Here is a 24,199-nt window from a genome sequence, read left to right on the forward strand (position 1 = left end):
TAGTTTCGAATGAAAGCTATGCGAGGTAGTTATGGCCTTTACGTTTACAAGCGAGACGTTACCTGTCGATCACAAAGCGGCGATCCGCCAGATGAAAAAAGAACTGCGCGCGCAGCTGGGTGACGTACAACGACTCTTTAATCAATTGAGTGATGCCCTCGCTACCCGGGTAGCCGAGATCAATGACCTTAAAGCGCGGGGAGCAGCAGTCTGGCCTGAGTTGACATATACGGACCTCAACGCGGGCAAGATCACGGCAGAGCAGCGCGAACTCATCAAACGGCGCGGTTGCGCGGTAATTAAAGGCCATTTCCCTCGTCAGCAGGCGCTTGACTGGGATCAGTCCATGCTCAACTACCTCGACCGCAATCACTTTGATGACGTGTATAAAGGTCCGGGGGACAACTTCTTCGGGACGCTGTCCGCCTCCCGCCCGGAGATCTTTCCGATCTACTGGTCTCAGGCGCAGATGCAGGCCCGACAAAGTGAAGAGATGGCAAACGTTCAGTCTTTCCTTAACCGGCTGTGGACATTTGCCCGTGACGGTAAGCAGTGGTTTGACCCGGACGTCAGCGTGATTTATCCGGATCGCATTCGTCGTCGTCCACCGGGAACCACGTCGAAAGGGCTTGGCGCGCATACCGATTCCGGCGCACTGGAACGCTGGCTGCTCCCGGCCTATCAGCGCGTCTTCGCCAACGTGTTTAACGGTAATCTGGCGAAATACGATCCGTGGGATGCGGCATACCGTACCGACGTGGAAGAATATACCGTCGATAACACCACAAAATGCTCGGTCTTCCGCACCTTCCAGGGCTGGACAGCGTTGTCCGATATGCTTCCTGGTCAAGGTTTACTGCATGTGGTCCCCATTCCTGAAGCGATGGCATATCTCCTGCTGCGTCCGCTGCTGGACGATGTACCAGACGATGAACTGTGCGGCGTGGCGCCCGGCAGGGTACTGCCCGTGTCAGAACAGTGGCATCCGCTGTTGATGGAGGCGCTGACCAGCATTCCGCAACTCGAAGCCGGGGACTCCGTCTGGTGGCATTGCGACGTGATCCACGCTGTCGCCCCGGTCGAAAACCAGCAGGGCTGGGGAAACGTGATGTATATTCCCGCCGCGCCCATGTGCGAAAAGAATCTGGCGTACGCGCACACGGTAAGAGCCGCCCTGGAGAAAGGCGCATCCCCGGGAGATTTCCCACGTGAAGATTATGAAATGAACTGGGAAGGCCGCTTTACGCTGAATGATTTGAATATTCACGGCAAACGGGCGTTGGGAATGGTTTAATACTTACCCTCAATCATTCCGGTTTTCTTCCCGCAGAAAGAAAACCGGAACGCTTTTAATTGACGGAAACCCCGGCCAGTTTCCACTGTTCGTTTTCTTTGTACATAGTGACGGTAATCACCCCCGGCGCGCCATTCCTGAACGTGACTTTGCCCGACAGGGTTCCGACATTGTCGGCAACGCTAATGCTATTAAATGAATAATCGTCAATTTCAGAGAAGTTAATGGCTTTCGTCGCCTGAATGAATTCCTCTTCCGTCATTTTCCGCTGAATAGCATGGGCGCTCGCCCGCCAGGCTTCACCATATTGCTCATTGCGCAGCAGATCGATTTCCGCACGGGCAGCCTCTTTAACTCCACCCAACGAAACGAAGAGGATTGAAGCGATACCCACGACGGCGAGCAATATTGCGCCAATGACGCCTGCGACAACATATTTTCTTTTTTTCTTGTCTGCCAGAATGCCCTGTACCTGCTAACCGGCATTACGGACGATGTCGAAGACGGGATCCATTATTTCTGTTGAGACAAATGTATAACCATAAATTTTGCCCACGCTGCCATCTTCTTTGACGCCCCAGGCACTACCCGTAGAGAATTCCAGTCGCTTACCGAGATGCGCTGACTTGCCAAACGTAAAACCGCCAGCATTAGCATTCCATTCCACGTCGGTGGATGTCTCGCGATAGCGAACCTGTTTTTTGCGTTCATCGAAAAACAGCCGTAGTTCGTACTGTTTCTTCAGACCTGCTTTGCCTAAAATTTCCTGCCATTTGGCATCCACAATATTCCATGTGGCAACGATTTCATTGCCCTCTTCCTGAAGAATAAACGGCTTGTCGTTGTTGGCATTCAGGTTTAATAACTGTGTTTTAAGCGTAGCTAAAGAGACCGTTACTGGCTGATTCATTCTTTCTTCCCTGTCCTTGTTAAAATAAACGGGAAGCATCTTAGCCGGAATGTCGGTCACATTTCATCACTTGTGACACGCTTTCAGATTAACACCACAGCAGGGATTAAAGGTTTATTTCTCTGTATTTCGCGCGACAGGCGCATTAGCTGCGCCTGTCGTGTGAAAGACAACGGGAAAACTATTCGATACCTTTGCTGCGAAGGTAGTCTTCATAACTTCCGCTAAAGTCGATGACGCGTTCCGGCGTAATTTCCAGCACGCGGGTCGCCAGCGAGCTAACGAATTCGCGGTCGTGGGAAACAAAGATCAGGGTGCCCTGATACATCTCCAGCGCCATATTGAGCGACTCGATAGACTCCATATCCAGGTGGTTCGTCGGTTCGTCCATGATCAGAATATTAGGCTTCTGCATCATCAACTTACCAAACAGCATCCGCCCCTTCTCGCCACCGGAGAGCACTTTTGCCGGCTTTTTGATATCGTCCTGGCTGAACAGCAGACGCCCCAGAATGCTGCGCACCGCCTGCTCATCGTCGCCTTCCTGTTTCCACTGGCTCATCCATTCGAACACCGTCAGATCGTTTTCGAATTCATATTCGTGATCCTGCGCGTAATACCCTATGCGCGCATTTTCAGACCATTTCACGGTGCCGTTGTCCGCTTCCAGATCGCCGACCAGCGTTTTCAGCAGGGTGGATTTACCGACGCCGTTGGTGCCGAGCACCGCCAACTTCTCGCCCACTTCCAGAAGCAGGTTAACGCCTTTAAACAGCGGACCGTTGTCAAACCCTTTGCTGAGGGCTTCCACTTCCAGCGCGTTACGGAACAGTTTCTTGTCCTGCTCGAAGCGGATGAACGGGTTCTGACGGCTTGACGCTTTGACTTCGTCGAGTTTGATTTTATCAATCTGACGGGCGCGGGACGTGGCCTGACGTGATTTTGACGCGTTAGCGCTAAAGCGGCTGACAAAAGACTGCAGCTCGGCAATTTGCGCTTTTTTCTTGGCATTATCGGCGAGCAGGCGTTCACGCGCCTGGGTCGCGGCAGTCATATACTCATCGTAGTTGCCGGGATACACGCGCAGTTCGCCGTAGTCCAGATCCGCCATGTGAGTGCAGACCATATTCAGGAAGTGACGGTCATGCGAAATGATGATCATGGTGCTATCGCGGTCGTTGAGCACCTGTTCCAGCCAGCGGATGGTATCGATATCCAGGTTGTTGGTCGGTTCGTCGAGCAGCAGAATATCCGGATCGGAGAACAGCGCCTGCGCCAGCAGCACGCGCAGCTTCCAGCCTGGCGCGACTTCGCTCATCGGGCCGTAGTGCTGTTCTACGGGAATACCCACGCCGAGCAGCAGTTCACCGGCGCGCGCTTCCGCGGAATAGCCGTCCATCTCGCCATACTTCACTTCCAGATCGGCCACCTTGTAGCCGTCTTCTTCGCTCATTTCAGGCAGCGCGTAAATGCGATCGCGCTCCTGCTTCACTTCCCACAGCTCGCCGTGACCCATGATCACGGTATCAAGCACCGTAAATTCTTCAAAGGCAAACTGATCCTGGCGCAGTTTACCGATCCGCTCGTTGGGATCGAGAGACACGTTGCCGAGCGTCGGCTCAAGATCGCCGCCGAGGATCTTCATAAAGGTGGATTTACCGCTACCGTTGGCGCCAATCAGGCCGTAACGGTTGCCGCCGCCAAACTTGACGGAAATGTTTTCGAACAGCGGCTTACTGCCGAACTGCATGGTGACGTTACTGGAAACTAACACGGACGTATCCTAAAGAAGATGTGACAAACCGCGCATTATGCCACAAGTCTTCAATAAGATCCCGCCCTGCGGTAAACGGCGACGCGTTAAACCGGGGGAAAAAAATGTGATTTCGTACACATCCGAATTCCCTGTTAGCGGGAATGCACATATAATGCGCTCCCAACACTACAGAATTCTCAACCCAACAGCCTGCCAGGCATTGAATCTCGCATAACATGAATATGAAATTAACAACGTTTTTCGCGGCGGCACTCGCTGTAGTCGGCTTTTGCAGTACCGCTTCTGCCGTGACTTATCCGCTGCCAACCGATGGTAGCCGTCTGATTGGTCAAAACCAGGTTATCACCATCCCGGAAGGTAATACCCAGCCGCTGGAATATTTTGCGGCTGAATACCAGATGGGGCTTTCAAACATGCTCGAAGCAAACCCGGGCGTGGACACCTTCCTGCCAAAAGGCGGTACGGTGCTGAATATTCCGCAACAGTTGATCCTGCCGGACACCGTGCATGAAGGCATCGTCATTAACAGCGCGGAAATGCGCCTGTATTACTATCCGAAAGGCACCAATACCGTGATCGTACTGCCTATCGGTATCGGTCAGTTAGGCAAAGATACGCCGATCAACTGGACCACAAAGGTTGAACGTAAGAAAGCGGGCCCGACCTGGACGCCAACCGCGAAAATGCACGCCGAGTACCGCGCGGCGGGCGAACCGCTGCCGGCTGTCGTACCGGCTGGCCCGGATAACCCGATGGGTCTTTACGCGCTATACATTGGTCGCCTGTATGCGATCCACGGCACCAACGCTAACTTCGGCATCGGCCTGCGCGTGAGCCACGGTTGCGTACGTCTGCGTAACGAGGACATTAAATTCCTGTTCGAAAACGTGCCTGTCGGTACCCGCGTACAGTTTATCGATGAGCCGGTCAAAGCCACCACCGAGCCAGACGGTAGCCGCTATATCGAGGTACATAATCCGCTGTCTACCACCGAAGCGCAGTTCGAAGGCGAAGAGATCGTACCGATCACCCTGACGAAGGGCGTGAAGAGCATCACCGAACAGGCTGACGTTGACCAGGCGGTTCTCTCCCAGGCCATTGAAAACCGCTCCGGTATGCCGGTTCGTCTGAACTAATCATCTGAACTAATCAGTGACCAGCGTTGAGTAGCGGCTTACGCCCTACCCATCCTGCTGAGTCAGATCGTCGGCCCGATAAGCACCGCGCCATCGGGCCATCACAACACCAACAGCAGCCCGTATCCTACCAGTCCCGCCCACACCAGCATCGGCAGCGAATAAAGATGAAAGCGCCACCAGATGCGTCGGTCATTCGCCATCCGTAAGGCAATCAAATTCGCCAGCGAGCCAGGCAACAGGCCAAACCCGCCCACGTTCACCGCCCACGCCAGCAACATCGTCGGCGGCACATAATTCAGCAGCAGGATGGTGCCGGGCACATTACTGATAACCTGCGACAGGCCGATCGCCGTCAGCCACAGTCCCGGTTCAGAGAGCGTGCTGACATGATTTAACGCCCCCTGTAACAGGGGTAACTGCGTCAGCAAATGAACGTCTATGAACATCGCCATAAACACCAACAGCAGCGTCCAGTCCACGCTCAGCACCACGCGACGCGCCAGCAGCAAAAAACCCACCGCCACAATCGCCAGCCCGACGGGCGCCTGTTTCAGCTCTAACGCCGTCAGAAAAACGAGATACAGCGCCAGACAACTCCACACCAGCCGCGGCTGCCATTCTGGCGACCGCGTTCCGCTGTGAAATTCCAGCGGTCTGTTCGGAAAGCAGAACCAGCATAGTACCAACAACGTCAGCATCATCGCCGCAGCAAGCGGGGCCATCTGCAGGATAAACGCGGCGAATGAAAGCCCGCTGCGTCCCCACATCAGGATGTTTTGCGGGTTGCCGACAGGCGTAAGCAGCGAACCGGCGTTGACTGCCAGCGCTTCAAAGATAATCAGTCGGTTTACCGGAATGGCGCACAGCTTTTTAAGGGTGATGGTCAGCGGAACAACGATAAACAAGGCGACATCGTTAGTGAGAAACGTGGAAAGCAGCGCGGCGGCCAGCACCATAAATATCGCCAGACGGCGCTCTGTCGCCAGCCGTCGGGTCATTTTCCGCCCTGCTACATCGAAATAGCCGCTCAGCTCTACGCCTTTTGTAAGCAGCATCAGGCCGCTCAGGGTAACGATCGTATGCCAGTCAATCGCTGCGACCCAGCTTTGCGGCCTGAAGGGCACGTAAAAACTTAATCCCGCGCCCACAACGAGCAAGAGATGGAAAAAACGGTCGCGTTTCAGCGCCCGAAAAAAAGGCAGGTTCATTCAGAGGCTGTTCCATGCTGCTGCGTAAACGCGCGAAATGCGTCCAGCGTCTCCTGGCTGACGTGGTGCTCCATCCCCTCCGCGTCACGCCGGGCAATCTCCGGACTCACCCCCAGCACCAGCAGGAAGTTTTCAACGATTTGATGCCGTTCGCGGCTTTCCTGCGCCAGCTTTTCCCCTTCCGGCGTTAAAAAGACGCCGCGCCAGGGGATCATTTCGATCAGTCCTACCGACGCCAGGCGTTTCAGCATTTTCGCCACCGTAGGCTGGGAAACCCCAAGACGCGCCGCCATATCGACCTGACGCGCTTCGCCGACCTCAATGATCAGATCGGAGATTAGCTCCACATAGTCGTCAATCAGTTCGCGACGGTGAGCCTCTCTGACCTGGCGAAACCCTTCGACGTGTTCCTCAACGTTCACTAACTGCGTCACTTTTTTCGTTGTTGGCGTACCTGCGCGACGACTCATTCTGCTTCCTCATTCCTGTGACGCATTGACCGCATCGTTCTGGAGAGCGCTCATTGTAAACCAGAGTTGCCCCGGCACAAAAAATTAACGTTTTATCAATAGCTATACAATATAGCCTGTGCTATATCTGTATGTAATGCAGACACCCTTCACGGATCGAGGGGATCGGTCAGTCAGGAGGTCACAATGAATGAGTTCAAGAGGTGCTTAAGCGTGTTCAGCCATTCTCCCTTTAAGGTTCGGTTAATGCTGCTCTCGATGCTGTGCGATATGATTAGCAGCAAACCGGAACAGGACACCCCGTCAAAAAAATAATGCGGCGTCGCGGTACGCCGCTTCATCTTGCTGTCATGTTCGACGGCTATACTCACCTGCCAGCCAGAATACCCCTTCTTTTTGTCGGATTTGCTAACGTCTTCGCAAAACAATTTCATACTGCCAGTTGACCTTCTGTTTCACAGGCTCTATCTTCTTGCAGCCCTGCCTATATTGCGGCTCGCAGATGCGGACCTCTTCCCCTCTTAACGCACGCTCAGCAGGCGATGACCCTTGGCGCCAGGGTGAGCACATGGCGTTTTTTAGATAGTGGCATATGAATTTAACCCTCAAAGAGACGCTTTTGACGCGCACCCGGGCAATGAGCCCGTGGACGGCCTTTTATTTATTACAGTCTCTGCTGATCAACCTGGCGCTGGGCTACCCGTTTAGTCTGCTCTATACCACGGCCTTTACCTGCATTTTGCTTCTGCTGTGGCGTACCGCGCCGCGAGTACAAAAAGGACTGATTGGCCTCTGCTCGCTGGTGGCGGCGATGTATTTCCCTTTTGGCCAGGCTTACGGCGCGCCGAACTTTAATACACTGCTGGCGCTGCATTCCACCAATATGGAAGAGTCAACGGAAATACTGACCATCTTCCCGTGGTACAGCTATCTGGTTGGCGTGTTTATTTTTGCGCTCGGCGTTATTGCCGTTCGTCGCAAAAAAGAGGAAGTGCAGGCGCGCTGGAACACGTTTGACAGCCTCTGCCTACTGTTCAGCGTAGTTGCATTTTTTGTCGCGCCACTGCAAAACCTGGCCTGGGGCGGGGTATTTAAGCTCAAAGATACCGGTTATCCGGTGTTCCGCTTTGCAAAAGACGTCATCGTAAACAATAACGAGGTGATTGACGAACAGGCGCGCATGGCGAAACTTGCCAGCATGAAAGATACATGGACCGTCACCGCCGTGAAGCCGAAATATCACACCTACGTGGTGGTGATAGGCGAAAGCGCCCGTCGCGATGCGCTTGGCGCGTTTGGTGGACATTGGGATAACACACCGTTTGCCAGCAGCGTTAACGGGTATTTGTTTACCGACTATGTCGCCGCCAGCGGCTCCACGCAAAAATCACTGGGCCTTACGCTTAATCGGGTGGTGGAGGACAAACCGCAGTTCCAGGATAACTTCGTCACGCTGGCGAACCGCGCGGGCTTTCAGACCTGGTGGTTCTCAAATCAGGGGCAAATCGGGGAGTACGATACCGCCATCGCCAGCATCGCCAGGCGAGCAGACGAAGTTCAGTTCCTGAAAAGCGGCGACTTCGAAGCGGACAAAAACACTCAGGACACCGCCCTGCTGAAAATGACCGCTCAGGTACTGGCGACCGAGCGCACCCAGCCGCAGCTTATTGTGCTGCATTTAATGGGTTCACATCCGCAGGCCTGCGACCGGACACTTGGCAAATACGCAACGTTTGTACAGTCGAAAGAGACCTCCTGCTACCTTTATACCATGACGCAGACCGACGACCTGCTTCGTCAACTCTACGATCAACTGCGCAACAGCGGCGACAGTTTCTCGCTGGTGTATTTCTCCGATCACGGACTGGCCTTTAAGGAGCGCGGAAAAGAGGTGCAGTATCTGGCGCACGATGACGCGTTCCAGCAAAACTTCCAGGTGCCGTTTATGGTGCTTTCCAGCGATGACAAAGCGCATAAGGTGATTAAAGCGCGGCGCTCGGCTAACGACTTTCTCGCTTTCTTCTCCCAGTGGACGGGTATTCGCGCGAAGGAGATCAAACCCCGCTACCGTTTTATCTCCGAGCAAAAGGCCGGGCCAGTGTACATTACCAACTTCAAGTTACAGAAAGTGGATTATAACCATCTGGGGACGGACATTTTCTCGACGAAGTAACCGGCACAGGCAAAAAAAATCCGCCCCGAAAGGCGGATTTTTTATATCACCGAAGTGATTAGAAGCGGTAACCAACGCCAGCGATCCAGGTGCCAACGTCAACGCTACGAATACGGCTCTGCTCGTAGGAGAAGTCCAGAGCTACGTTTTCGATCGGGTTGAACTGCAGGCCAGCACCGTAGGTGAAGCCGTAGTCGCTGGTGTCATCTTTGTAGCCAGGGTAGTTAGTCTGCTGGAATTTACCGTAGCCAACACCCACAACACCGTAGATGCTTGCCCAGTCGTTCAGACGGTAAGCCGGACCCGCGGTGATGCTGTAGTACTGGGATTTGTTGTAATCGCCCGCACTGTTAGTACGATCTTTTTCAGAGTAAGTGAAGGAACCGATTACGCCCAGCGGGTTGTTGTCCTGCTCATAACGATACTTCAGGTTGAAACCGTTCATTTTGTTCGCTACGCCCTGAGCATCGCTCTGTGCGTAACCGCCGGTAACAGTAGAAGTTGCTGCAGAAGCGGTACCTGCAGTGAAAGCCAGAACAGCGGCCAGTGCTGAAAGACATGCAATTTTTTTCATAACCACCTCAAATGTGCTTCAAATAAGTCCTAAGTTTTAAATATATCAAAAATTGATGAGAAACTCTTTGCGATTCGCGATGTCTAACGGGTCAATTCATGTAACAAAACATTTCCACAACCCGCTATCCTATTCAAATAACATCACTTTTCTGGAAATCCAGCACATTATTACGCGCATAACAACGGACATTCATCCAGATTATTCCTAATCATAAAGTTTATTAATTCATCAATACCCTTTCATTCTACGACGTTTCACGAAAAATTTTTCAACAAAGACTCAACCGTTAAAGGTTTATTCCATTACACTGCCTGTTTTACTTTTCTATACATCACGCGCCCCATCGTGCGGCTGGTTCTTTGCCAGGCTCCACGATGGCGTGTTTTACCGTCCAGTGTCAGGAGAAAGGATGCCAGGGTCTTCACGTAAAATCCCAGTTTGGTTGCCGATAGTCGTACTGCTAATTGCGATGTGCTCCATTCAGAGCGGCGCATCATTGGCAAAATCGTTGTTCCCTCTGGTTGGCGCGCCGGGCGTTACCGCGCTGCGCCTGGCGCTGGGCACACTTATTCTGGTTGCCTTTTTTAAACCCTGGCGTCTGCGCTTTGCGAAAGAACAGCGGCTGCCGCTGCTTTTCTATGGGCTGTCGTTGGGTGGGATGAATTATCTCTTTTACCTGTCGATTCAGACGGTGCCGCTCGGCATCGCGGTTGCGCTGGAATTTACGGGGCCGCTGGCCGTGGCGCTGTTCGCGTCTCGACGTCCGGTGGATTTCATCTGGGTGGTGCTGGCGGTACTCGGGCTATGGTTTTTGCTGCCGCTGGGTCAGGATGTGTCGCATGTCGACCTGACAGGCGCAGCGTTGGCGCTGGGCGCGGGCGCCTGCTGGGCTATCTATATTCTTAGCGGCCAGCGCGCCGGGGCGGAACACGGGCCGGCAACGGTCGCGGTCGGCTCGCTGATTGCCGCCATTGTGTTTGTTCCTCTCGGCGCAGCACAGGCTGGCGAGGCGCTCTGGCACTGGTCGATAATCCCACTGGGACTGGCCGTCGCGGTGCTGTCTACTGCGCTCCCCTACTCCCTGGAGATGATTGCCTTAACCCGACTGCCGACACGAACGTTTGGCACGTTGATGAGCATGGAGCCCGCGCTGGCGGCGGTAGCCGGCATCGTGTTCCTCGGCGAAACGCTGACCGTCATCCAGTTGCTGGCGCTGGGGGCTATCATTGCCGCCTCTATGGGTTCAACGTTAACGATTCGACGCGATACTGAAATTAAAAAAGTTGACGTAAAGTAATTTTACATTTCTGCATGGTTTGCATAACCATGCAGAATATCCTTCCGCTTACCCACGCTATTTTCCGCCCTGGCGCTATGTGTTTTACCGATGTTTATTTGCAAGGATTTTCCTGGACTCAGGTTAATATCGCTATGGCCTTACGGAATAATTTTTCATTTGCAACATTATGAATAGCAATGCAATTCCTGATGAACATGGCAATGCGCTATTAAAGCGATAGGGAGAGCCAGAAAAGCAGGATCGATAACCGGTGCTATACTTAGTTTCGTTAATTACCGGGACATAACATCAAGAGGATATGAAATTATGAGTACCGCTAAATTGGTAAAAACAAAAGCGTCCAATCTGCTTTATACCCGCAACGATGTCTCCGACAGCGATAAGAAAGCAACGGTTGAGTTGCTGAATCGTCAGGTTATCCAGTTTATCGACCTGTCTCTGATTACGAAACAGGCGCACTGGAACATGCGCGGTGCTAATTTTATTGCCGTACACGAAATGCTGGATGGCTTCCGTACTGCGTTAACCGATCATCTGGATACTATGGCTGAACGTGCCGTACAACTGGGTGGCGTTGCCTTAGGGACGACTCAGGTTATCAACAGCAAAACCCCGCTAAAAAGCTATCCGCTGGACATCCATACCGTTCAGGATCACCTGAAGGAGCTGGCAGATCGTTATGCTGTCGTGGCAAACGACGTGCGTAAAGCGATTGGCGAAGCGAAGGATGAAGACACCGCTGATATCTTCACCGCCGCGTCACGCGATCTCGACAAATTCCTGTGGTTTATCGAATCTAACATCGAATAATCGCGTCATAAGTAAGACCTCTACAACCCTCGCTTCGGCGGGGGTTTTGCACTTTTATAGTGCAGCACACGGCCTCCCTGCCGCAATAAAGTAAATTTATTGTAATAATCACCTCACACAATCGTTAATGAAAGATTGTTTTAACAGCAATATTTACGCTAAATAAGCAGACTGCTAGCGCCACTCCGGTCATGCACTCATTTAGTGCCCCGTTTTGGTGCAAAAAGCGACACTTGCCACGCTGCGTGTGCAAACTTGCGTTGCGGCCTCTTGTTAAAACAAGGGGTTGCAAAACTGGCACGAATCTTTCATTACGCTTACTGTTCTTGCAGGGGATCGCCCCGTGGATAAAAAAGGAAATGCTATGAAGTCTTTATTAAACGTTTCACTGGCAGCACTTACCCTGGCTTTTGCCGTCTCTTCTCACGCGGCGGAAAAAAAACTGATTGTGGCGACTGACACCGCGTTCGTTCCGTTTGAATTCAAACAGGGTGACAAATACGTTGGCTTTGATGTGGATCTGTGGGCTGCCGTCGCGAAAGAGCTGAAGCTGGACTATCAACTGAAGCCGATGGATTTCAGCGGCATTATCCCGGCACTGCAAACCCGCAACGTCGACCTGGCGCTGGCGGGCATCACCATTACCGACGAGCGTAAAAAAGCGATCGATTTCTCTGACGGCTACTACAAAAGCGGCCTGTTAGTGATGGTGAAAGCGAATAACAACGATGTGAAAAGCGTGAAAGATCTGGACGGTAAAGTGCTGGCGGTGAAGAGCGGCACCGGCTCCGTTGACTACGCGAAAGCGAACATCAAAACCAAAGATCTGCGCCAGTTCCCGAATATCGATAACGCCTATATGGAGCTGGGCACCAATCGCGCGGACGCGGTTCTGCACGACACGCCAAACATCCTCTATTTCATCAAAACCGCCGGCAACGGCCAGTTCAAGGCGGTCGGTGAGTCTCTGGAAGCGCAGCAGTACGGTATCGCGTTCCCGAAAGGCAGTGACGATCTGCGTGAAAAAGTGAACGGCGCGCTGAAAACCCTGCGTGAGAACGGCACTTACAACGAAATTTACAAAAAATGGTTCGGTACTGAACCGAAATAAAACAGCCTGAGAACCAGGCTCTGTAACGCCCGGCAGCGTTTGCCGGGCCTACACTTTTAGCCATCGTACGATCGGCTATTTTCACCACGGTAACAGGAATAACATATGCAGTTTGACTGGAGCGCCATCTGGCCCGCCATTCCGATCCTGCTTCAGGGCGCCAAAATGACCCTGTGGATCTCGATCCTCGGCCTCGCCGGGGGGATCGTCATTGGTTTGCTGGCGGGGTTAGCCCGTACTTACGGCGGCTGGATCGCCAATCACGTCGCCCTTGTGTTTATCGAAATCATTCGCGGCACGCCTATCGTCGTGCAGGTGATGTACATCTACTTCGCCCTGCCGATGGCCTTCCCGGACCTGCGCATCGACACCTTTAGCGCGGCGGTAATCACCATCATGATTAACTCCGGCGCGTACATCGCGGAAATTACCCGCGGTTCGGTCTTGTCGATCCACAAAGGGTTCAGCGAAGCTGGGCTGGCGCTCGGGCTTTCACGTCGCGAAACCATTCGTCACGTGATTATGCCGCTGGCGCTGCGCCGCATGCTGCCATCGCTTGGCAACCAGTTAATTATCAGCATTAAAGACACCTCGCTGTTCATCGTGATTGGGGCGGCTGAGCTGACCCGCAGCGGCCAGGAGATCATCGCCGGCAACTTCCGCGCGCTGGAAATCTGGACCGCTGTCGGCGTGATTTACCTCATCATCACGCAGGTTCTGAACATCGTGCTTCGTAGTCTGGAAAGAAGGATGAAAATCCTGTGATTGAATTTAAAAACGTCTCCAAGCACTTTGGCCCAACCCAGGTGCTGCATAATATCGATCTGAACATCAAACAGGGCGAAGTGGTGGTGATTATCGGGCCGTCAGGCTCCGGAAAATCCACGCTGTTACGCTGCATTAATAAACTGGAGGAGATCACCTCCGGCGATCTGTTCGTTGACGGCCTGAAGGTCAACGATCCGAAGGTAGACGAGCGTCTGATTCGCCAGGAAGCGGGAATGGTATTCCAGCAGTTTTACCTGTTTCCTCATCTGACCGCCCTGGAAAACGTCATGTTCGGCCCGCTGCGCGTGCGCGGCACCCGTAAAGAAGAGGCGGAAAAACAGGCGAAAGCGCTGTTGGCGAAGGTCGGCCTTGCTGAACGCGCGCACCACTATCCGTCTGAGCTTTCAGGCGGGCAGCAGCAGCGTGTGGCGATTGCCCGCGCCCTGGCGGTTAAGCCGAAAATGATGCTGTTTGATGAGCCGACCTCTGCGCTTGACCCCGAGTTGCGCCACGAGGTTCTGAAAGTCATGCAGGATCTGGCGGAAGAAGGCATGACCATGGTCATCGTAACCCATGAAATCGGCTTTGCCGAAAAAGTGGCCTCGCGTCTTATCTTCATTGACAAAGGCCGGATTGCCGAAGACGGCAATCCGCAGGCGCTGATTGAAAACCCGCCAAGTCAGCGTCTACAGGAATTTTTGCAGCACGTTTCCTGACGGTTCGCCTCCCTTTCGCGCCGAAGGGGAGGTTTTCTACGACTCCTCCCAAATCCAAACCTCATCCCTCCAGCAACTATACTTATTGTTTTGCACAATTTTCTCATTGGAGGAGTCATGCGGTGGATCCTGTTTGTCCTCATTTGTCTGGCGGGGGCGCCCGCCCATGCGGTGACGATTCCCGGCGTGACCGCCAGCCCGGCGGCAGATGCTAAAACTACGCCCGCGCCCGAGCCGGACATTGAACAAAAAAAAGCGGCTTATGCCGCTCTGGCCGATGTGCTGGAAAATGAGGCGTCGCGCAAGGAACTCATTGGCCAGTTGCGCAGCGCCGCCACAACATCCGCGCCTGAGTCCCCCCCCAAAATCGTTCCTCCTGCCGTTGTGGAAGAAAAAACGGTGCTGGAGAATATCACCGACATCAGTCATCGCTACGGTGCGGCCTTCGCCGGGCGCTTCGCCCAGCTTTATCGTAATATCACCGACGCACCGCATAAACCCTTTAACAGCCAGACGTTCACCAACGCCCTCACCCACTTCCTGATGCTGGCGGTCGCCGTGTTCAGCTTTTACTGGTTGATTCGTCGGTGCGCGCTTCCGCTGTATCGCAAAATGGGTAACTGGGCGCGGAAGAAAAATCGTGAGCGCCGCAACTGGCTTCAGCTTCCGGCGATGATCGTCGGGGCTTTTATTATCGATCTGCTGCTGCTGGCGCTGACGCTATTTGTCGGGCAGTTACTGAGCGACAGGCTAAACGCCGGAAGCCGCACCATTGCGTTTCAGCAGAGTCTGTTTCTCAATGCCTTTGCCCTGATTGAGTTTTTTAAAGCGATACTGCGTCTGATCTTCTGCCCGAAAGTGGCGGAGCTGCGTCCGTTTTCAATTCAGGACAGCAATGCCCGGTACTGGAACCGCCGGTTAAGCTCGTTGAGCAGTTTGATTGGTTATGGGCTGATCGTCGCCGTTCCCATTATTTCTAATCAGGTCAACGTGCAGGTCGGCGCGATGGCGAACGTGGCGATCATGCTGTGCATAACGCTGTGGGCGCTGTATCTGATCTTTCATAATAAAAAGGATATCACCGGGCATCTGCTGAACCTGGCCGATCGTTCGCTGGCCTTTTTTAGCCTGTTTATTCGCGCTTTTGCGCTGGTGTGGCACTGGCTGGCAAGCGCCTATTTCATCGTCCTGTTTTTCTTTTCGCTGTTCGATCCGGGGAACAGCCTGAAATTTATGATGGGCGCAACGGTGCGCAGTCTGGCCATCATCGCCATTGCCGCTTTCGTGTCGGGGATGTTCTCTCGCTGGATCGCCAAAACCATTACCCTCTCTCCACACACGCAGCGAAATTATCCTGAACTGCAAAAGCGCCTGAACGGCTGGCTGTCCACCGCGCTTAAAGTGGCGCGTTTCCTGACGGTGTGCGTCGCCATCATGCTGTTGCTGAATGCCTGGGGACTGTTCGACTTCTGGAACTGGCTGCACAACGGCGCGGGTGAAAAGACGGTGGATATCCTGATCCGTATCGCGCTGATCCTGTTCTTCTCGGCGGTGGGCTGGACCGTTCTCGCCAGCCTAATCGAAAACCGTCTGGCCTCCGATATTCATGGTCGTCCGTTACCCAGTGCGCGCACCCGCACGCTGCTGACGCTGTTTCGCAATGCGCTGGCGGTGATCATCAGCACCATCACCATTATGATTGTGCTTTCGGAGATCGGGGTGAATATCGCTCCGCTGCTGGCAGGCGCCGGCGCGCTGGGACTGGCGATTTCGTTCGGGTCGCAAACGCTGGTCAAAGATATTATTACCGGCGTGTTTATTCAATTCGAAAATGGCATGAATACCGGCGATCTGGTCACCATCGGGCCGCTGACCGGAACGGTTGAGCGGATGTCAATTCGTTCGGTTGGCGTGCGGCAGGACACCGGGGCATATCATATTATTCCCTGGTCCTCGATCACGACCTTCGCCAACTTTGTGCGCGGCATTGGTTCGGTGGTGGCGAACTACGACGTGGACCGTCAGGAAGATGCCGACAAAGCCAATCAGGCGTTGAAAGACGCGGTTAACGCGGTGATGGAAAATGAGGAGGTGCGGGGCCTGATCATCGGTGAGCCGACCTTTGCCGGTATCGTAGGGCTGACCAACACCGCCTTTACGCTGCGCGTGTCGTTCACGACCCTGCCGCTAAAACAGTGGACGGTCCGCTTCGCGCTGGACAGCCAGGTGAAAAAACATTTCGACCTGGCCGGGGTGCGCCCGCCCGTGCAGACGTATCAGGTCCTGCCTGCGCCGACGATGTCGCCGGCGGCAGAAACCGCTTCCGCGCCGCTACCGCCAAACGCCCCGACGCTTTAGCGTTGACGCGCGTTAAAGCGGCGGCGCTGGTCATCGTCCATAAAGGTCCAGGCGATAAAGCGGCTCTGCTTATTGCCCTGGGCCATCTCTTTTTTCACCACCCTGACGGCGCCGACATCCGTCAGCGCCCGATACAGCGGCGGCAGATTTTCCCCCCGTGACACCAGTGTGGTAAACCACATCACCTGGCGTCCAAAAGCCCGGCTTTCGGCAATCATGGTTTTAATAAACGCCACTTCGCCTCCCTCACACCACAGCTCCTGCTGCTGGCCGCCAAAGTTCAGCGCGTCGTCTTTATCCTGCCCCAGGTTACGCCGTTTACGCTCGCTACCCGCACGCGCGGCGGCGGCAGAGTCATGAAACGGTGGATTGCACAGCGTCGCATCGTATTGCTCGTTTTTATGGATAACGCCGTTAAAGACAGCCGAAGCGGTTTTCTGCCGACGCAAACGTATTGCGCGCGTCAGTCCGGGGTTGCCGTTGATAATCGCCTGTGCGCTGGCAAAGGCGCGATCGTTGGTCTCGCTACCGGTAAAGCGCCAGCCGTATTCATGAACGCCAATCAGCGGATAAATACAGTTTGCCCCCACGCCGATATCAAGCAGCGTGGCCGATGAGGGAACGCTGCCCGTGGTTTCAGCCAGCAGATCGGCCAGGTGATGGATGTAATCCGCCCGTCCCGGTACCGGTGGGCATAAAAAACCGTCAGGGATATCCCAGTTCGCCACCCCGTAGTAATGGGCCAGCAGCGCTTTATTCAACGCTTTGACCGCCTGCGGATTGGCGAAATCGACGCTTTGTTCGCCCGCGGGTGTTCGGGTCAGAAACTGCGTCAGCTCAGGCGTGACTTTACAGAGCGCGGTCAGATCGTAGCGACTGTGGTGACGGTTACGCGGGTGTAATCCCGGTTTCTGGGGGGCCATAGCTTTCTCCTTTTAACAGCGGCGTAAGATACCCGCATAACGCAATGTGGTAAACCTGTGCAAAGCGAAAACCCGTTCAAATGACCTGATCAGCGTCGTCCTGTGACGGGCATCGCTCAAATCCTCAGAAAATCAGCATGATGTATGTCATTGATTTGTAAAAATACGTCAATTATTATCGTTCAAAAATTGAGCATATCTTCATCAATTTTTTCCGCTGTTGCCGCGACTGTGGCGACCTACACTTAGGAGGCACAACACGTTGTTTCACCAAGGAGCGCATCATGAAAAAATGCCTCGCCTTCCTCCTCGCCACCGCGTTTGCCGGTATAACGTCCGCGGCGTCAGCCGCACAGCCTCTGAGCAGTCCGGATGCCGGACAGTTGCGCGCATCGGGCACCGTTTCCGCCACCGGCGCAACCAACCTGAGCGAACTGGAAGACAAACTGGCGGAAAAAGCGAAGGAGCAAGGCGCAACCGGCTTCGTCGTTAATTCCGCAGGCGGTAAAAATCAGATGTATGGCACGGCCACGATCTATAAATAACCTTCCTTTTATCTCCTCCGGCCCGATGGCGCATGCGTCTTTCGGGCTGATACCCTGCGAATCCGCAGACCCGTTATACTTAATTATCCATCTATCATAAGGAGAACACGCTATGGCCTCCGGTTGGGCTAATGATGACGCCGTAAACGAACAGATCAACAGTACGATTGAAGATGCCGTTGCCCGCGTACGCGGTGAAATTCCGCGTGGTGATAGTCTGTATGAATGTGCAGAATGCGGTGATCCCATCCCTGAAGCACGACGCCAGGCGATACCCGGCGTGCGGCTATGCCTCGCCTGTCAACGGGAGAAAGATTTACATAATGCAACATATGCAGGATATAATCGCAGAGGCTCCAAAGACAGCCAGTTACGCTGACTTTTCTTTACCTGGATCTGTAGAATTTGCCGTTTCGCTTACACTCACGTTAAAACGCAGTCTGCGTGGCAAAACGTGCCGTTAATCACGCTACTGTAAAGCCGACTGCGAAGAAGCGTAAATTCATGCCATGAATTAATTAATAATCAATAAGTTATTTTTCATTCAATTTATTTGATGAAGGCGGTCAATTCTATTCGATTTTCTCTCTCGCCAAAAACCGTGATACTCATCACATCGACGGAACATCGTCTTCCTTAAAGAATAACCTGCGAGAGATTAATAATGAAAAACATCAAATACGCTATTGCTGCTGTTGCCCTGTCCACACTCTCTTTTGGCGCCTTCGCGGCCGAACCCGTTACTGCTGCACAGGCCCAAAGCATGAATAAAATCGGTGTAGTGTCTGCGGATGGCGCAACCACGCTGGACGGCCTGGAAGCGAAACTGGCTGAAAAAGCGACCGCTGCGGGCGCCAGCGGATACAGCATTACCTCCGCCACCAACAACAACAAAATGAGCGGCACCGCTGTTATCTATAAATAATTTCACCCCGTCTGTTTGCCGACAGACACACTGCTCCAACCCTCATTGAACCATTGTTACCCTTGTTTGCCCGTCCGCCACTGGACGGGCTTTTTTTTATCCGTTTTCGCCGTCGCTTAAAACGACTGATTCACCCGAGCCAGGCCTTCTTCCAGCGTTTCAACTTCAGCGGTCGCCACCAGACAGCACGCCATCTGGCGCTTTATTGACGCCGGAACCGGTTCACTTCCGGCAAGACAACGTTCGATCCAGCGCGCGGTGGTTTGCGGATCTTTTGCCGCAGGCAGCGGCACCGGCGCGTCCGGGATATCGCTTTGGCGCTCCTGCAACACCCGAATGCCGCTGCCGTCTATCAGGCTGATTTGCGGACAGCGCTGCGGATTCGCATACACTTCCCCTTCCGTACCGTGCATCAACAGGCCGCGACCGCCGATGTCGCTGAAGAACTTCGCCACCCGGGGGACATATTCGGGATGGGAGACGCTGGAAAGACGCAACGCGGCGTCTTCAGCGAACGGCGTTGCCAGCTTGGCAAGAGTATGCGCGCTGTTGCGAACGCCTAAGCGCCAGCGCATCGCCAGCTGCGTTTCCAGCGGCGGGCACAGCGCCCCGACCGGAATAAATACCGGCTGGTGACCATCCAGTTTTGCCTGCGCCTGCCCGGCATGACGCGTCGGCGGAATGCCCATCAGTTCGAAAATCGTTTCCGTCAGGACACGCGTGGGATCTTCACTGACGCCGTGAACCACCACCGGGAAGCCCAGTTTATGCAACAGTATCGCCAGCAGCGGCGTCAGATTGGCCTGTTTACGCGCGCCGTTATAGCTGGGAATAACAATCGGCATCGGTTTCGCAACGGGCGGGGTGAGCGTAATCGTATGATGCTGCATTGCCTCATAGAATCCGCGCATTTCCGCCTCACCTTCCCCTTTGATGCGCAGCGCGATCAGAATACCGCCCATTTCCAGCTCAGGCACTTCGCCGTTTAGCATCCGACTATACAGGCCGCGCGCCGTGTCCTGGTCCAGATCGCGGGCGTGATTTTTCCCCCGGCCAATCTCTTTAATGATGCTGCGATAATCCATGATGTCTCCCCTGTGACATTTTTTTAACAATATAGCCCTTAACCAGAGACGGCTGATAGCTTTTTATCGCGCTGCCCAATCATCTGTTTTTGAAAAAGTTCTACAAATGCAAGCGCAAGTGCAAATATTTGTGATTATCTCAACACAATCTTCCTGCCCCTCATTCTGCTTAAATATCCAACGCATCAATAGTGAGGACTATCGGTAACAACGTCCAGGCAACGTTTTACCCAGAGAATACCAGGAATGATTATGAACAAGGTGGCTTTAGGCTTAGTGTGCGCGGCAACGGTTGGATGCACTGCATCGGCATTTGCCGCAACCAATGGCGAAGGACAAATTAACTTTACCGGCGAAATCGTGGATTCCGCCTGTCAGGTTGTGAACGGGTTGAGCAACCCGTTAAATGTGCAGTTAGGTAAGGTGTCAAAAACGGTATTTACCGGTGCTGGCTCCACCAGCACGACAACAAAGTTTGATATTCAACTGACGGGTTGTCCGGAGACTGTCACGTCTGCCGCCATTAATTTCGGCGGAACGCCGGATGCAAACGACAATCGCTCGCTGGCAATCACCCCGGGCGCCGATGCGGCAACGGGCGTGGCCATCCAGTTGCTCGATTCGGCTGAGCAACCGGTGAGTTTATACACGCCTTCCCGCGAATATCCGTTAATGTCAGGAAGCTCGGTCAACGATCTGGAGTTTGCCGCACGCTATATCCAGACTCAGGCGGCTATAACCGCAGGTCCGGCTAATTCCGTTTCAACCTTCACTGTTATCTATAACTGATATTCCCCATCCAGAGGAGTCGCGTTACGTCTGCGCGGCTTCCTCTCTTTACGTTGAGAAACAGGTATGCGCCACGGTTATTTACTGAGCACACTTTTTCTGGTAGCCGCAACGGCACATGCGGGTGTTATTATTAACGGCACTCGCCTGGTTTATCAGGGAGAAAAAAAGGAATCTTCTCTTGGTATTTCAAATCCAGATAGCATGGATTATCTGGTACAGTCCTGGGTAGATTCTGGCAGTAATAATCGGACTAAAGCCCCCTTTTTAATTACCCCGCCTTTATTCCGCCTCGATGCCAATGAGGATAATGTTCTGCGTGTCGTTCGCACCGGTGGAGATCTACCGAAAGACCGCGAGTCCCTGTACTGGTTGAATATTAAAGCGATCCCATCGTCAAAGCGAATTGAAGGGGTTAACACCCTGCAAATCGCCATTAATACACGCATTAAGCTGCTTTACCGCCCGTCAGGCATTAAAGGTAAGCCTGAAGACGTCGCCAATAAACTGGAATGGCGTCGCGAAGGTCACGATGTGGTGGTAAAAAACCCGACCCCATTCTATATGAATTTTCAGAAGGTGACGCTGAACGGCCACAGAGTGAATAAAGCGACGTGGGCGGTCCCTGAGGCCGAAACGCATTTTGCCCTCCCGGCGGAGGCTGACGGAACAGCGTTAACCTATTCCATCATCACTGATTACGGCAGCATTAGCCAGACGTTCACTAAGACCCTGCATTAATAACGTTGTCCTCTGGCGCCATATTTATTATGTATAGTCATCAAAAGCCGTTTTCCTGCCGCTTATTTGCCGCGCTGGTCCTGCTATGTGGACTGGCGGCGGCAGTTTTTGCGCAGCAAACCAGAGCGGATGATTATTTTAATCCGGCGTTACTGGATATTGATAATCCGCAGCAGGGAAAGACGGATTTGTCGATTTATGAAAAAGGTCCCGGCCAGGCGCCTGGCAACTATCAGGTGACAATTTTTATTAATAACAGCAAAGTCGATACCCGTAACGTCACCTTCAATTTACAGACTCACGCGAAAGGAACGCGCACCCTCCAGCCTTGCTTTTCGCTGGATGAACTCAAGACGCTGGGGATTAAGACAGACGCCTATCCTCAGCTTATGACAGAGAGCAAGTGCGCGGACTTAAGCGTTATCCCTGCCGCATCGGCCACCTTCCGCGTACGCAATCAGCAGTTGTTACTCAGCATCCCCCAGTCAGCGTTGGGACAGGTGCCGCGCGGCTATATCGATCCGAAAGACTTTGACGAAGGGATCACGGCCGGTCTGATTAACTACAGCGCTAACGCCAGCCACAGCCATGCGCGACAACAAAACAGCCAGGACAATAGCAGCCAATACATCAACCTCCGCCCAGGGCTGAATATCGGCGCGTGGCGGGTGCGTAATTATTCCACCTGGAACCGTAATGCCACGGGCGACGATCGTCAGGAGAAATTCTCCTCCGTCTATACCTACGCGCAGCGTGATATTGTCGCCCTGAAAAGCACTTTGACAGTCGGACAAAGTTCCTCGCCAGCAGACGTCTTTGACAGCGTGCCGTATACCGGCGCGCAGCTAAACGCTGAAAACGAGATGCTGCCCGACAGCGAAAAAGGCTATGCGCCGATTATTCGCGGCACCGCCCACAGCAATGCGCGGGTCGTCGTTCGACAGAATGGCTACGTCATTTACCAAAACACCGTTGCGCCTGGCGCGTTTGAGATTAACGATCTCTACCCTACCGGCAGCAGCGGCGACCTTCAGGTCACGGTCCAGGAGACGGACGGCAGTGAAAGCCACTTCGTCGTGCCTTATGCCTCCGTACCGGTTCTGCAGCGTGAAAAGCACCTGCGTTACAGCGTTACCGCGGGTCGCTATCGTTCCTATGACAGTCACGTTGAGAAAACGCCGTTCGCCCAGGGCAGCGCTATTTACGGTTTACCCTACGGCGTTACCGCCTATGGCGGGGCGCAGCACAGCAGCCACTATCAGTCGCAGGCCATCGGCGCCGGGAAAAATTTCGGTGATTTAGGGGCGTTTTCCGTCGATGTTACCCGTGCGAAAGCACTGCTCAAAAAACAGCAAGCCCATAAAGGCCGATCCTGGCGAGTGCGTTACAGCAAAAATTTCGTCGGTTCCGGCACCAACTTCTCACTGGCGGGCTATCGCTACAACAGCAAAGGGTTCTATACCCTCGAAGACACCCTGGAATCCTATACCCAGGCTGACGACGTCTCCGCTCCCCGGCAGCGTCGCGCCCGCACCGAGGCCACCCTTGACCAGACGCTGGGTGAGCGCTGGGGTTCGCTTACGCTCAGTCTGGTGAAAGAAACGTACTGGAGTCAACGCCAGGACATGACGTCAATGAGCGTCAGCTACAACAACAGCTGGCACGGCGTAAGCTATAGCCTGAGCTACAGCATGAACAAGAACACCCGCGACAGCGACGATAAAAGCGCCGACCAGAACGATAACCAGTTCGCACTAAGCGTTTCCATACCTCTCGATCGCTGGATGCACAACACATGGGCGACGTACAACCTGAACAACACCCGGACAGGCGCCACGCAAAACATCGGCCTTAACGGCACCGCACTGCAGGAGGACAATCTTAACTGGAGCCTGCAGGAAGGGCTGAGCAATACCGGTAGCGGCAGTTCAACCAGTATGAATATGGATTACAAAGCGACTTATGGCGAAGTAAGCGGCGGCGTCAGTCAGGATAAATATCAGCGTACGGTGAATGTGGGACTGCAAGGAGGCATCGTTGCTCATGCCAATGGGATCACATTGAGTCAACCGCTTGGCGAAACCATTGCTCTGGTGAAAGCGCCGGGTGCATATGGCACGCATATTACCAACCAGACTGGGGTAGAAACGGATTTTCGCGGCTACACCGTCGTTCCGTTTGTTACGGCCTACCGTCATAACACCATTTCACTGGATACCGAAACATTGCCGGATGATGCCGACGTGACCCATGCGGCGCAAATTGTCACGCCGACCCGCGGCGCCGTGGTTCGCGCCAGTTTTAACACCCGCACAGGCAACAGAGTGTTAATGACGCTTACGCAAAACGGCAAACCGCTCCCCTTTGGCGCAACGGTTACGACAGGGGATAAGGACAGCGAATTTATTGTCGGCGCTGACGGACAAACCTATCTTTCCGGTCTGCCTCAACATGGACGTCTCGCCGTTTCCTGGGGGGACGATAACAGCGAGCACTGCGTCGCTGACTACGCGCTTAAGGATGAGAAAAACGAAACCCGCATCATTAACGCTGCCGCGCAGTGTCACTGACCATTAAGGC

24 protein-coding genes are annotated in these 24,199 nt (G+C 53.7%); 16 read left to right on the plus strand and 8 right to left on the minus strand.

The features are described 5' to 3' along the window. Positions 1 to 31 precede the first annotated feature (31 nt). The gene (locus HVX72_RS14130) at positions 32 to 1,294 is read left to right on the plus strand and encodes a DUF1479 domain-containing protein (RefSeq protein WP_181821692.1); all 1,263 of its coding nucleotides are present in this window, start codon (positions 32 to 34) and stop codon (positions 1,292 to 1,294) included. Positions 1,295 to 1,349: 55 nt separating this feature from the next. On the opposite strand, the gene HVX72_RS22225 is transcribed toward HVX72_RS14130, so the two are convergent. The 3 genes from HVX72_RS22225 to HVX72_RS14140 form a co-directional block, all read right to left on the minus strand. Further along, positions 1,350 to 1,688, minus strand: coding sequence for a DUF4019 domain-containing protein (locus tag HVX72_RS22225; RefSeq protein WP_233459104.1), 339 nt, complete (start codon positions 1,686 to 1,688; stop codon positions 1,350 to 1,352). 81 nt (positions 1,689 to 1,769) lie between these two features. Then, positions 1,770 to 2,204, minus strand: coding sequence for a hypothetical protein (locus HVX72_RS22230; RefSeq protein WP_233459103.1), 435 nt, complete (start codon positions 2,202 to 2,204; stop codon positions 1,770 to 1,772). 181 nt (positions 2,205 to 2,385) lie between these two features. Beyond that, complete coding sequence (locus HVX72_RS14140; protein ID WP_042285031.1) at positions 2,386 to 3,978, minus strand: ABC-F family ATPase; 1,593 nt, start codon at positions 3,976 to 3,978, stop codon at positions 2,386 to 2,388. Between the two features lie 218 nt (positions 3,979 to 4,196). Here HVX72_RS14140 and ldtB point away from each other — a divergent pair, with 218 nt between their 5' ends. Next, a complete protein-coding gene (gene ldtB, locus HVX72_RS14145) occupies positions 4,197 to 5,117 on the plus strand; it encodes a L,D-transpeptidase (protein ID WP_042285033.1) in 921 nt (306 codons plus the stop codon). 101 nt (positions 5,118 to 5,218) lie between these two features. On the opposite strand, the gene HVX72_RS14150 is transcribed toward ldtB, so the two are convergent. Together HVX72_RS14150 and mntR are read right to left on the minus strand one after the other, a co-directional pair. After that, positions 5,219 to 6,328 (minus strand): anion transporter, encoded by a 1,110-nt coding sequence (locus tag HVX72_RS14150; RefSeq protein ID WP_181821694.1) that lies wholly within the window; start codon positions 6,326 to 6,328, stop codon positions 5,219 to 5,221. Beyond that, positions 6,325 to 6,798: a manganese-binding transcriptional regulator MntR gene (mntR, locus tag HVX72_RS14155; protein ID WP_042285036.1), complete on the minus strand. Its 474-nt coding sequence runs from the start codon at positions 6,796 to 6,798 to the stop codon at positions 6,325 to 6,327. Before mntR ends, HVX72_RS14150 begins: the two co-directional genes overlap by 4 nt. A 186-nt stretch (positions 6,799 to 6,984) precedes the next feature. Here mntR and mntS point away from each other — a divergent pair, with 186 nt between their 5' ends. Together mntS and HVX72_RS14165 are read left to right on the plus strand one after the other, a co-directional pair. Then, positions 6,985 to 7,113 carry a manganase accumulation protein MntS gene (mntS, locus tag HVX72_RS14160; protein ID WP_072014953.1) on the plus strand — a complete coding sequence of 43 codons (129 nt, stop codon included), beginning with the start codon at positions 6,985 to 6,987 and terminating at the stop codon, positions 7,111 to 7,113. 277 nt (positions 7,114 to 7,390) lie between these two features. Next, positions 7,391 to 8,971, plus strand: a complete 1,581-nt coding sequence (locus HVX72_RS14165; protein WP_042286193.1) for a phosphoethanolamine transferase — start codon at positions 7,391 to 7,393, stop codon at positions 8,969 to 8,971. 58 nt (positions 8,972 to 9,029) lie between these two features. Here HVX72_RS14165 and ompX read toward each other — a convergent pair whose 3' ends face one another. Then, the gene (ompX, locus tag HVX72_RS14170; protein WP_042285041.1) at positions 9,030 to 9,545 is read right to left on the minus strand and encodes an outer membrane protein OmpX; all 516 of its coding nucleotides are present in this window, start codon (positions 9,543 to 9,545) and stop codon (positions 9,030 to 9,032) included. Positions 9,546 to 9,957: 412 nt separating this feature from the next. Between ompX and rhtA the strand changes: the two genes are divergently transcribed. From rhtA to ybiO, 6 genes are all read left to right on the plus strand, one after another. Continuing rightward, positions 9,958 to 10,845, plus strand: a complete 888-nt coding sequence (rhtA, locus tag HVX72_RS14175) for a threonine/homoserine exporter RhtA (protein ID WP_042285043.1) — start codon at positions 9,958 to 9,960, stop codon at positions 10,843 to 10,845. A 309-nt stretch (positions 10,846 to 11,154) separates the two neighbouring features. Continuing rightward, entirely contained in the window at positions 11,155 to 11,658 is a 504-nt protein-coding gene (gene dps / locus HVX72_RS14180; RefSeq protein ID WP_042285046.1) for a DNA starvation/stationary phase protection protein Dps, read from the plus strand. Positions 11,659 to 12,022: 364 nt separating this feature from the next. Continuing rightward, positions 12,023 to 12,769, plus strand: a complete 747-nt coding sequence (glnH, locus tag HVX72_RS14185) for a glutamine ABC transporter substrate-binding protein GlnH (RefSeq protein ID WP_042285049.1) — start codon at positions 12,023 to 12,025, stop codon at positions 12,767 to 12,769. Positions 12,770 to 12,874: 105 nt separating this feature from the next. Beyond that, positions 12,875 to 13,534 (plus strand): glutamine ABC transporter permease GlnP, encoded by a 660-nt coding sequence (gene glnP / locus HVX72_RS14190; protein ID WP_042285051.1) that lies wholly within the window; start codon positions 12,875 to 12,877, stop codon positions 13,532 to 13,534. Further along, entirely contained in the window at positions 13,531 to 14,253 is a 723-nt protein-coding gene (gene glnQ, locus HVX72_RS14195; protein ID WP_181821696.1) for a glutamine ABC transporter ATP-binding protein GlnQ, read from the plus strand. Before glnP ends, glnQ begins: the two co-directional genes overlap by 4 nt. Positions 14,254 to 14,370: 117 nt before the next feature. Beyond that, complete coding sequence (gene ybiO / locus HVX72_RS14200; RefSeq protein ID WP_181821698.1) at positions 14,371 to 16,611, plus strand: mechanosensitive channel protein; 2,241 nt, start codon at positions 14,371 to 14,373, stop codon at positions 16,609 to 16,611. Here the strand turns inward: ybiO and rlmF are convergent. Then, positions 16,608 to 17,534 (minus strand): 23S rRNA (adenine(1618)-N(6))-methyltransferase RlmF, encoded by a 927-nt coding sequence (gene rlmF, locus HVX72_RS14205; RefSeq protein ID WP_042285059.1) that lies wholly within the window; start codon positions 17,532 to 17,534, stop codon positions 16,608 to 16,610. The genes ybiO and rlmF overlap by 4 nt on opposite strands. A gap of 284 nt (positions 17,535 to 17,818) precedes the next feature. Here rlmF and mcbA point away from each other — a divergent pair, with 284 nt between their 5' ends. From mcbA to ybiJ, 3 genes are all read left to right on the plus strand, one after another. Then, entirely contained in the window at positions 17,819 to 18,079 is a 261-nt protein-coding gene (gene mcbA, locus HVX72_RS14210; RefSeq protein WP_181821700.1) for a DUF1471 family periplasmic protein McbA, read from the plus strand. Between the two features lie 112 nt (positions 18,080 to 18,191). Next, positions 18,192 to 18,458 (plus strand): DksA/TraR family C4-type zinc finger protein, encoded by a 267-nt coding sequence (locus HVX72_RS14215; RefSeq protein WP_042285063.1) that lies wholly within the window; start codon positions 18,192 to 18,194, stop codon positions 18,456 to 18,458. 285 nt (positions 18,459 to 18,743) lie between these two features. Then, complete coding sequence (gene ybiJ, locus HVX72_RS14220; protein WP_042285065.1) at positions 18,744 to 19,004, plus strand: DUF1471 family protein YbiJ; 261 nt, start codon at positions 18,744 to 18,746, stop codon at positions 19,002 to 19,004. A 116-nt stretch (positions 19,005 to 19,120) separates the two neighbouring features. On the opposite strand, the gene ybiB is transcribed toward ybiJ, so the two are convergent. Next, positions 19,121 to 20,089, minus strand: a complete 969-nt coding sequence (ybiB, locus tag HVX72_RS14225; protein ID WP_060569908.1) for a DNA-binding protein YbiB — start codon at positions 20,087 to 20,089, stop codon at positions 19,121 to 19,123. A gap of 252 nt (positions 20,090 to 20,341) precedes the next feature. On the opposite strand from ybiB, the gene HVX72_RS14230 reads away from it, so the two are divergent. The 3 genes from HVX72_RS14230 to HVX72_RS14240 all read left to right on the plus strand — a co-directional run bounded on the left by HVX72_RS14230 (position 20,342) and on the right by HVX72_RS14240 (position 24,189). Continuing rightward, positions 20,342 to 20,878 carry a fimbrial protein gene (locus tag HVX72_RS14230; RefSeq protein ID WP_181821702.1) on the plus strand — a complete coding sequence of 179 codons (537 nt, stop codon included), beginning with the start codon at positions 20,342 to 20,344 and terminating at the stop codon, positions 20,876 to 20,878. A gap of 66 nt (positions 20,879 to 20,944) precedes the next feature. Then, positions 20,945 to 21,619, plus strand: a complete 675-nt coding sequence (locus HVX72_RS14235; RefSeq protein WP_181821704.1) for a molecular chaperone — start codon at positions 20,945 to 20,947, stop codon at positions 21,617 to 21,619. A gap of 29 nt (positions 21,620 to 21,648) precedes the next feature. Next, positions 21,649 to 24,189 (plus strand): fimbria/pilus outer membrane usher protein, encoded by a 2,541-nt coding sequence (locus tag HVX72_RS14240; protein WP_181821706.1) that lies wholly within the window; start codon positions 21,649 to 21,651, stop codon positions 24,187 to 24,189. The last annotated feature ends 10 nt before the right edge of the window (positions 24,190 to 24,199 follow it).

Origin of the sequence: Citrobacter sp. RHB21-C05 (assembly GCF_013889015.1) — a bacterium.
In the GTDB taxonomy this organism is placed as follows: Bacteria; Pseudomonadota; Gammaproteobacteria; order Enterobacterales; family Enterobacteriaceae; genus Citrobacter_A; species Citrobacter_A sedlakii.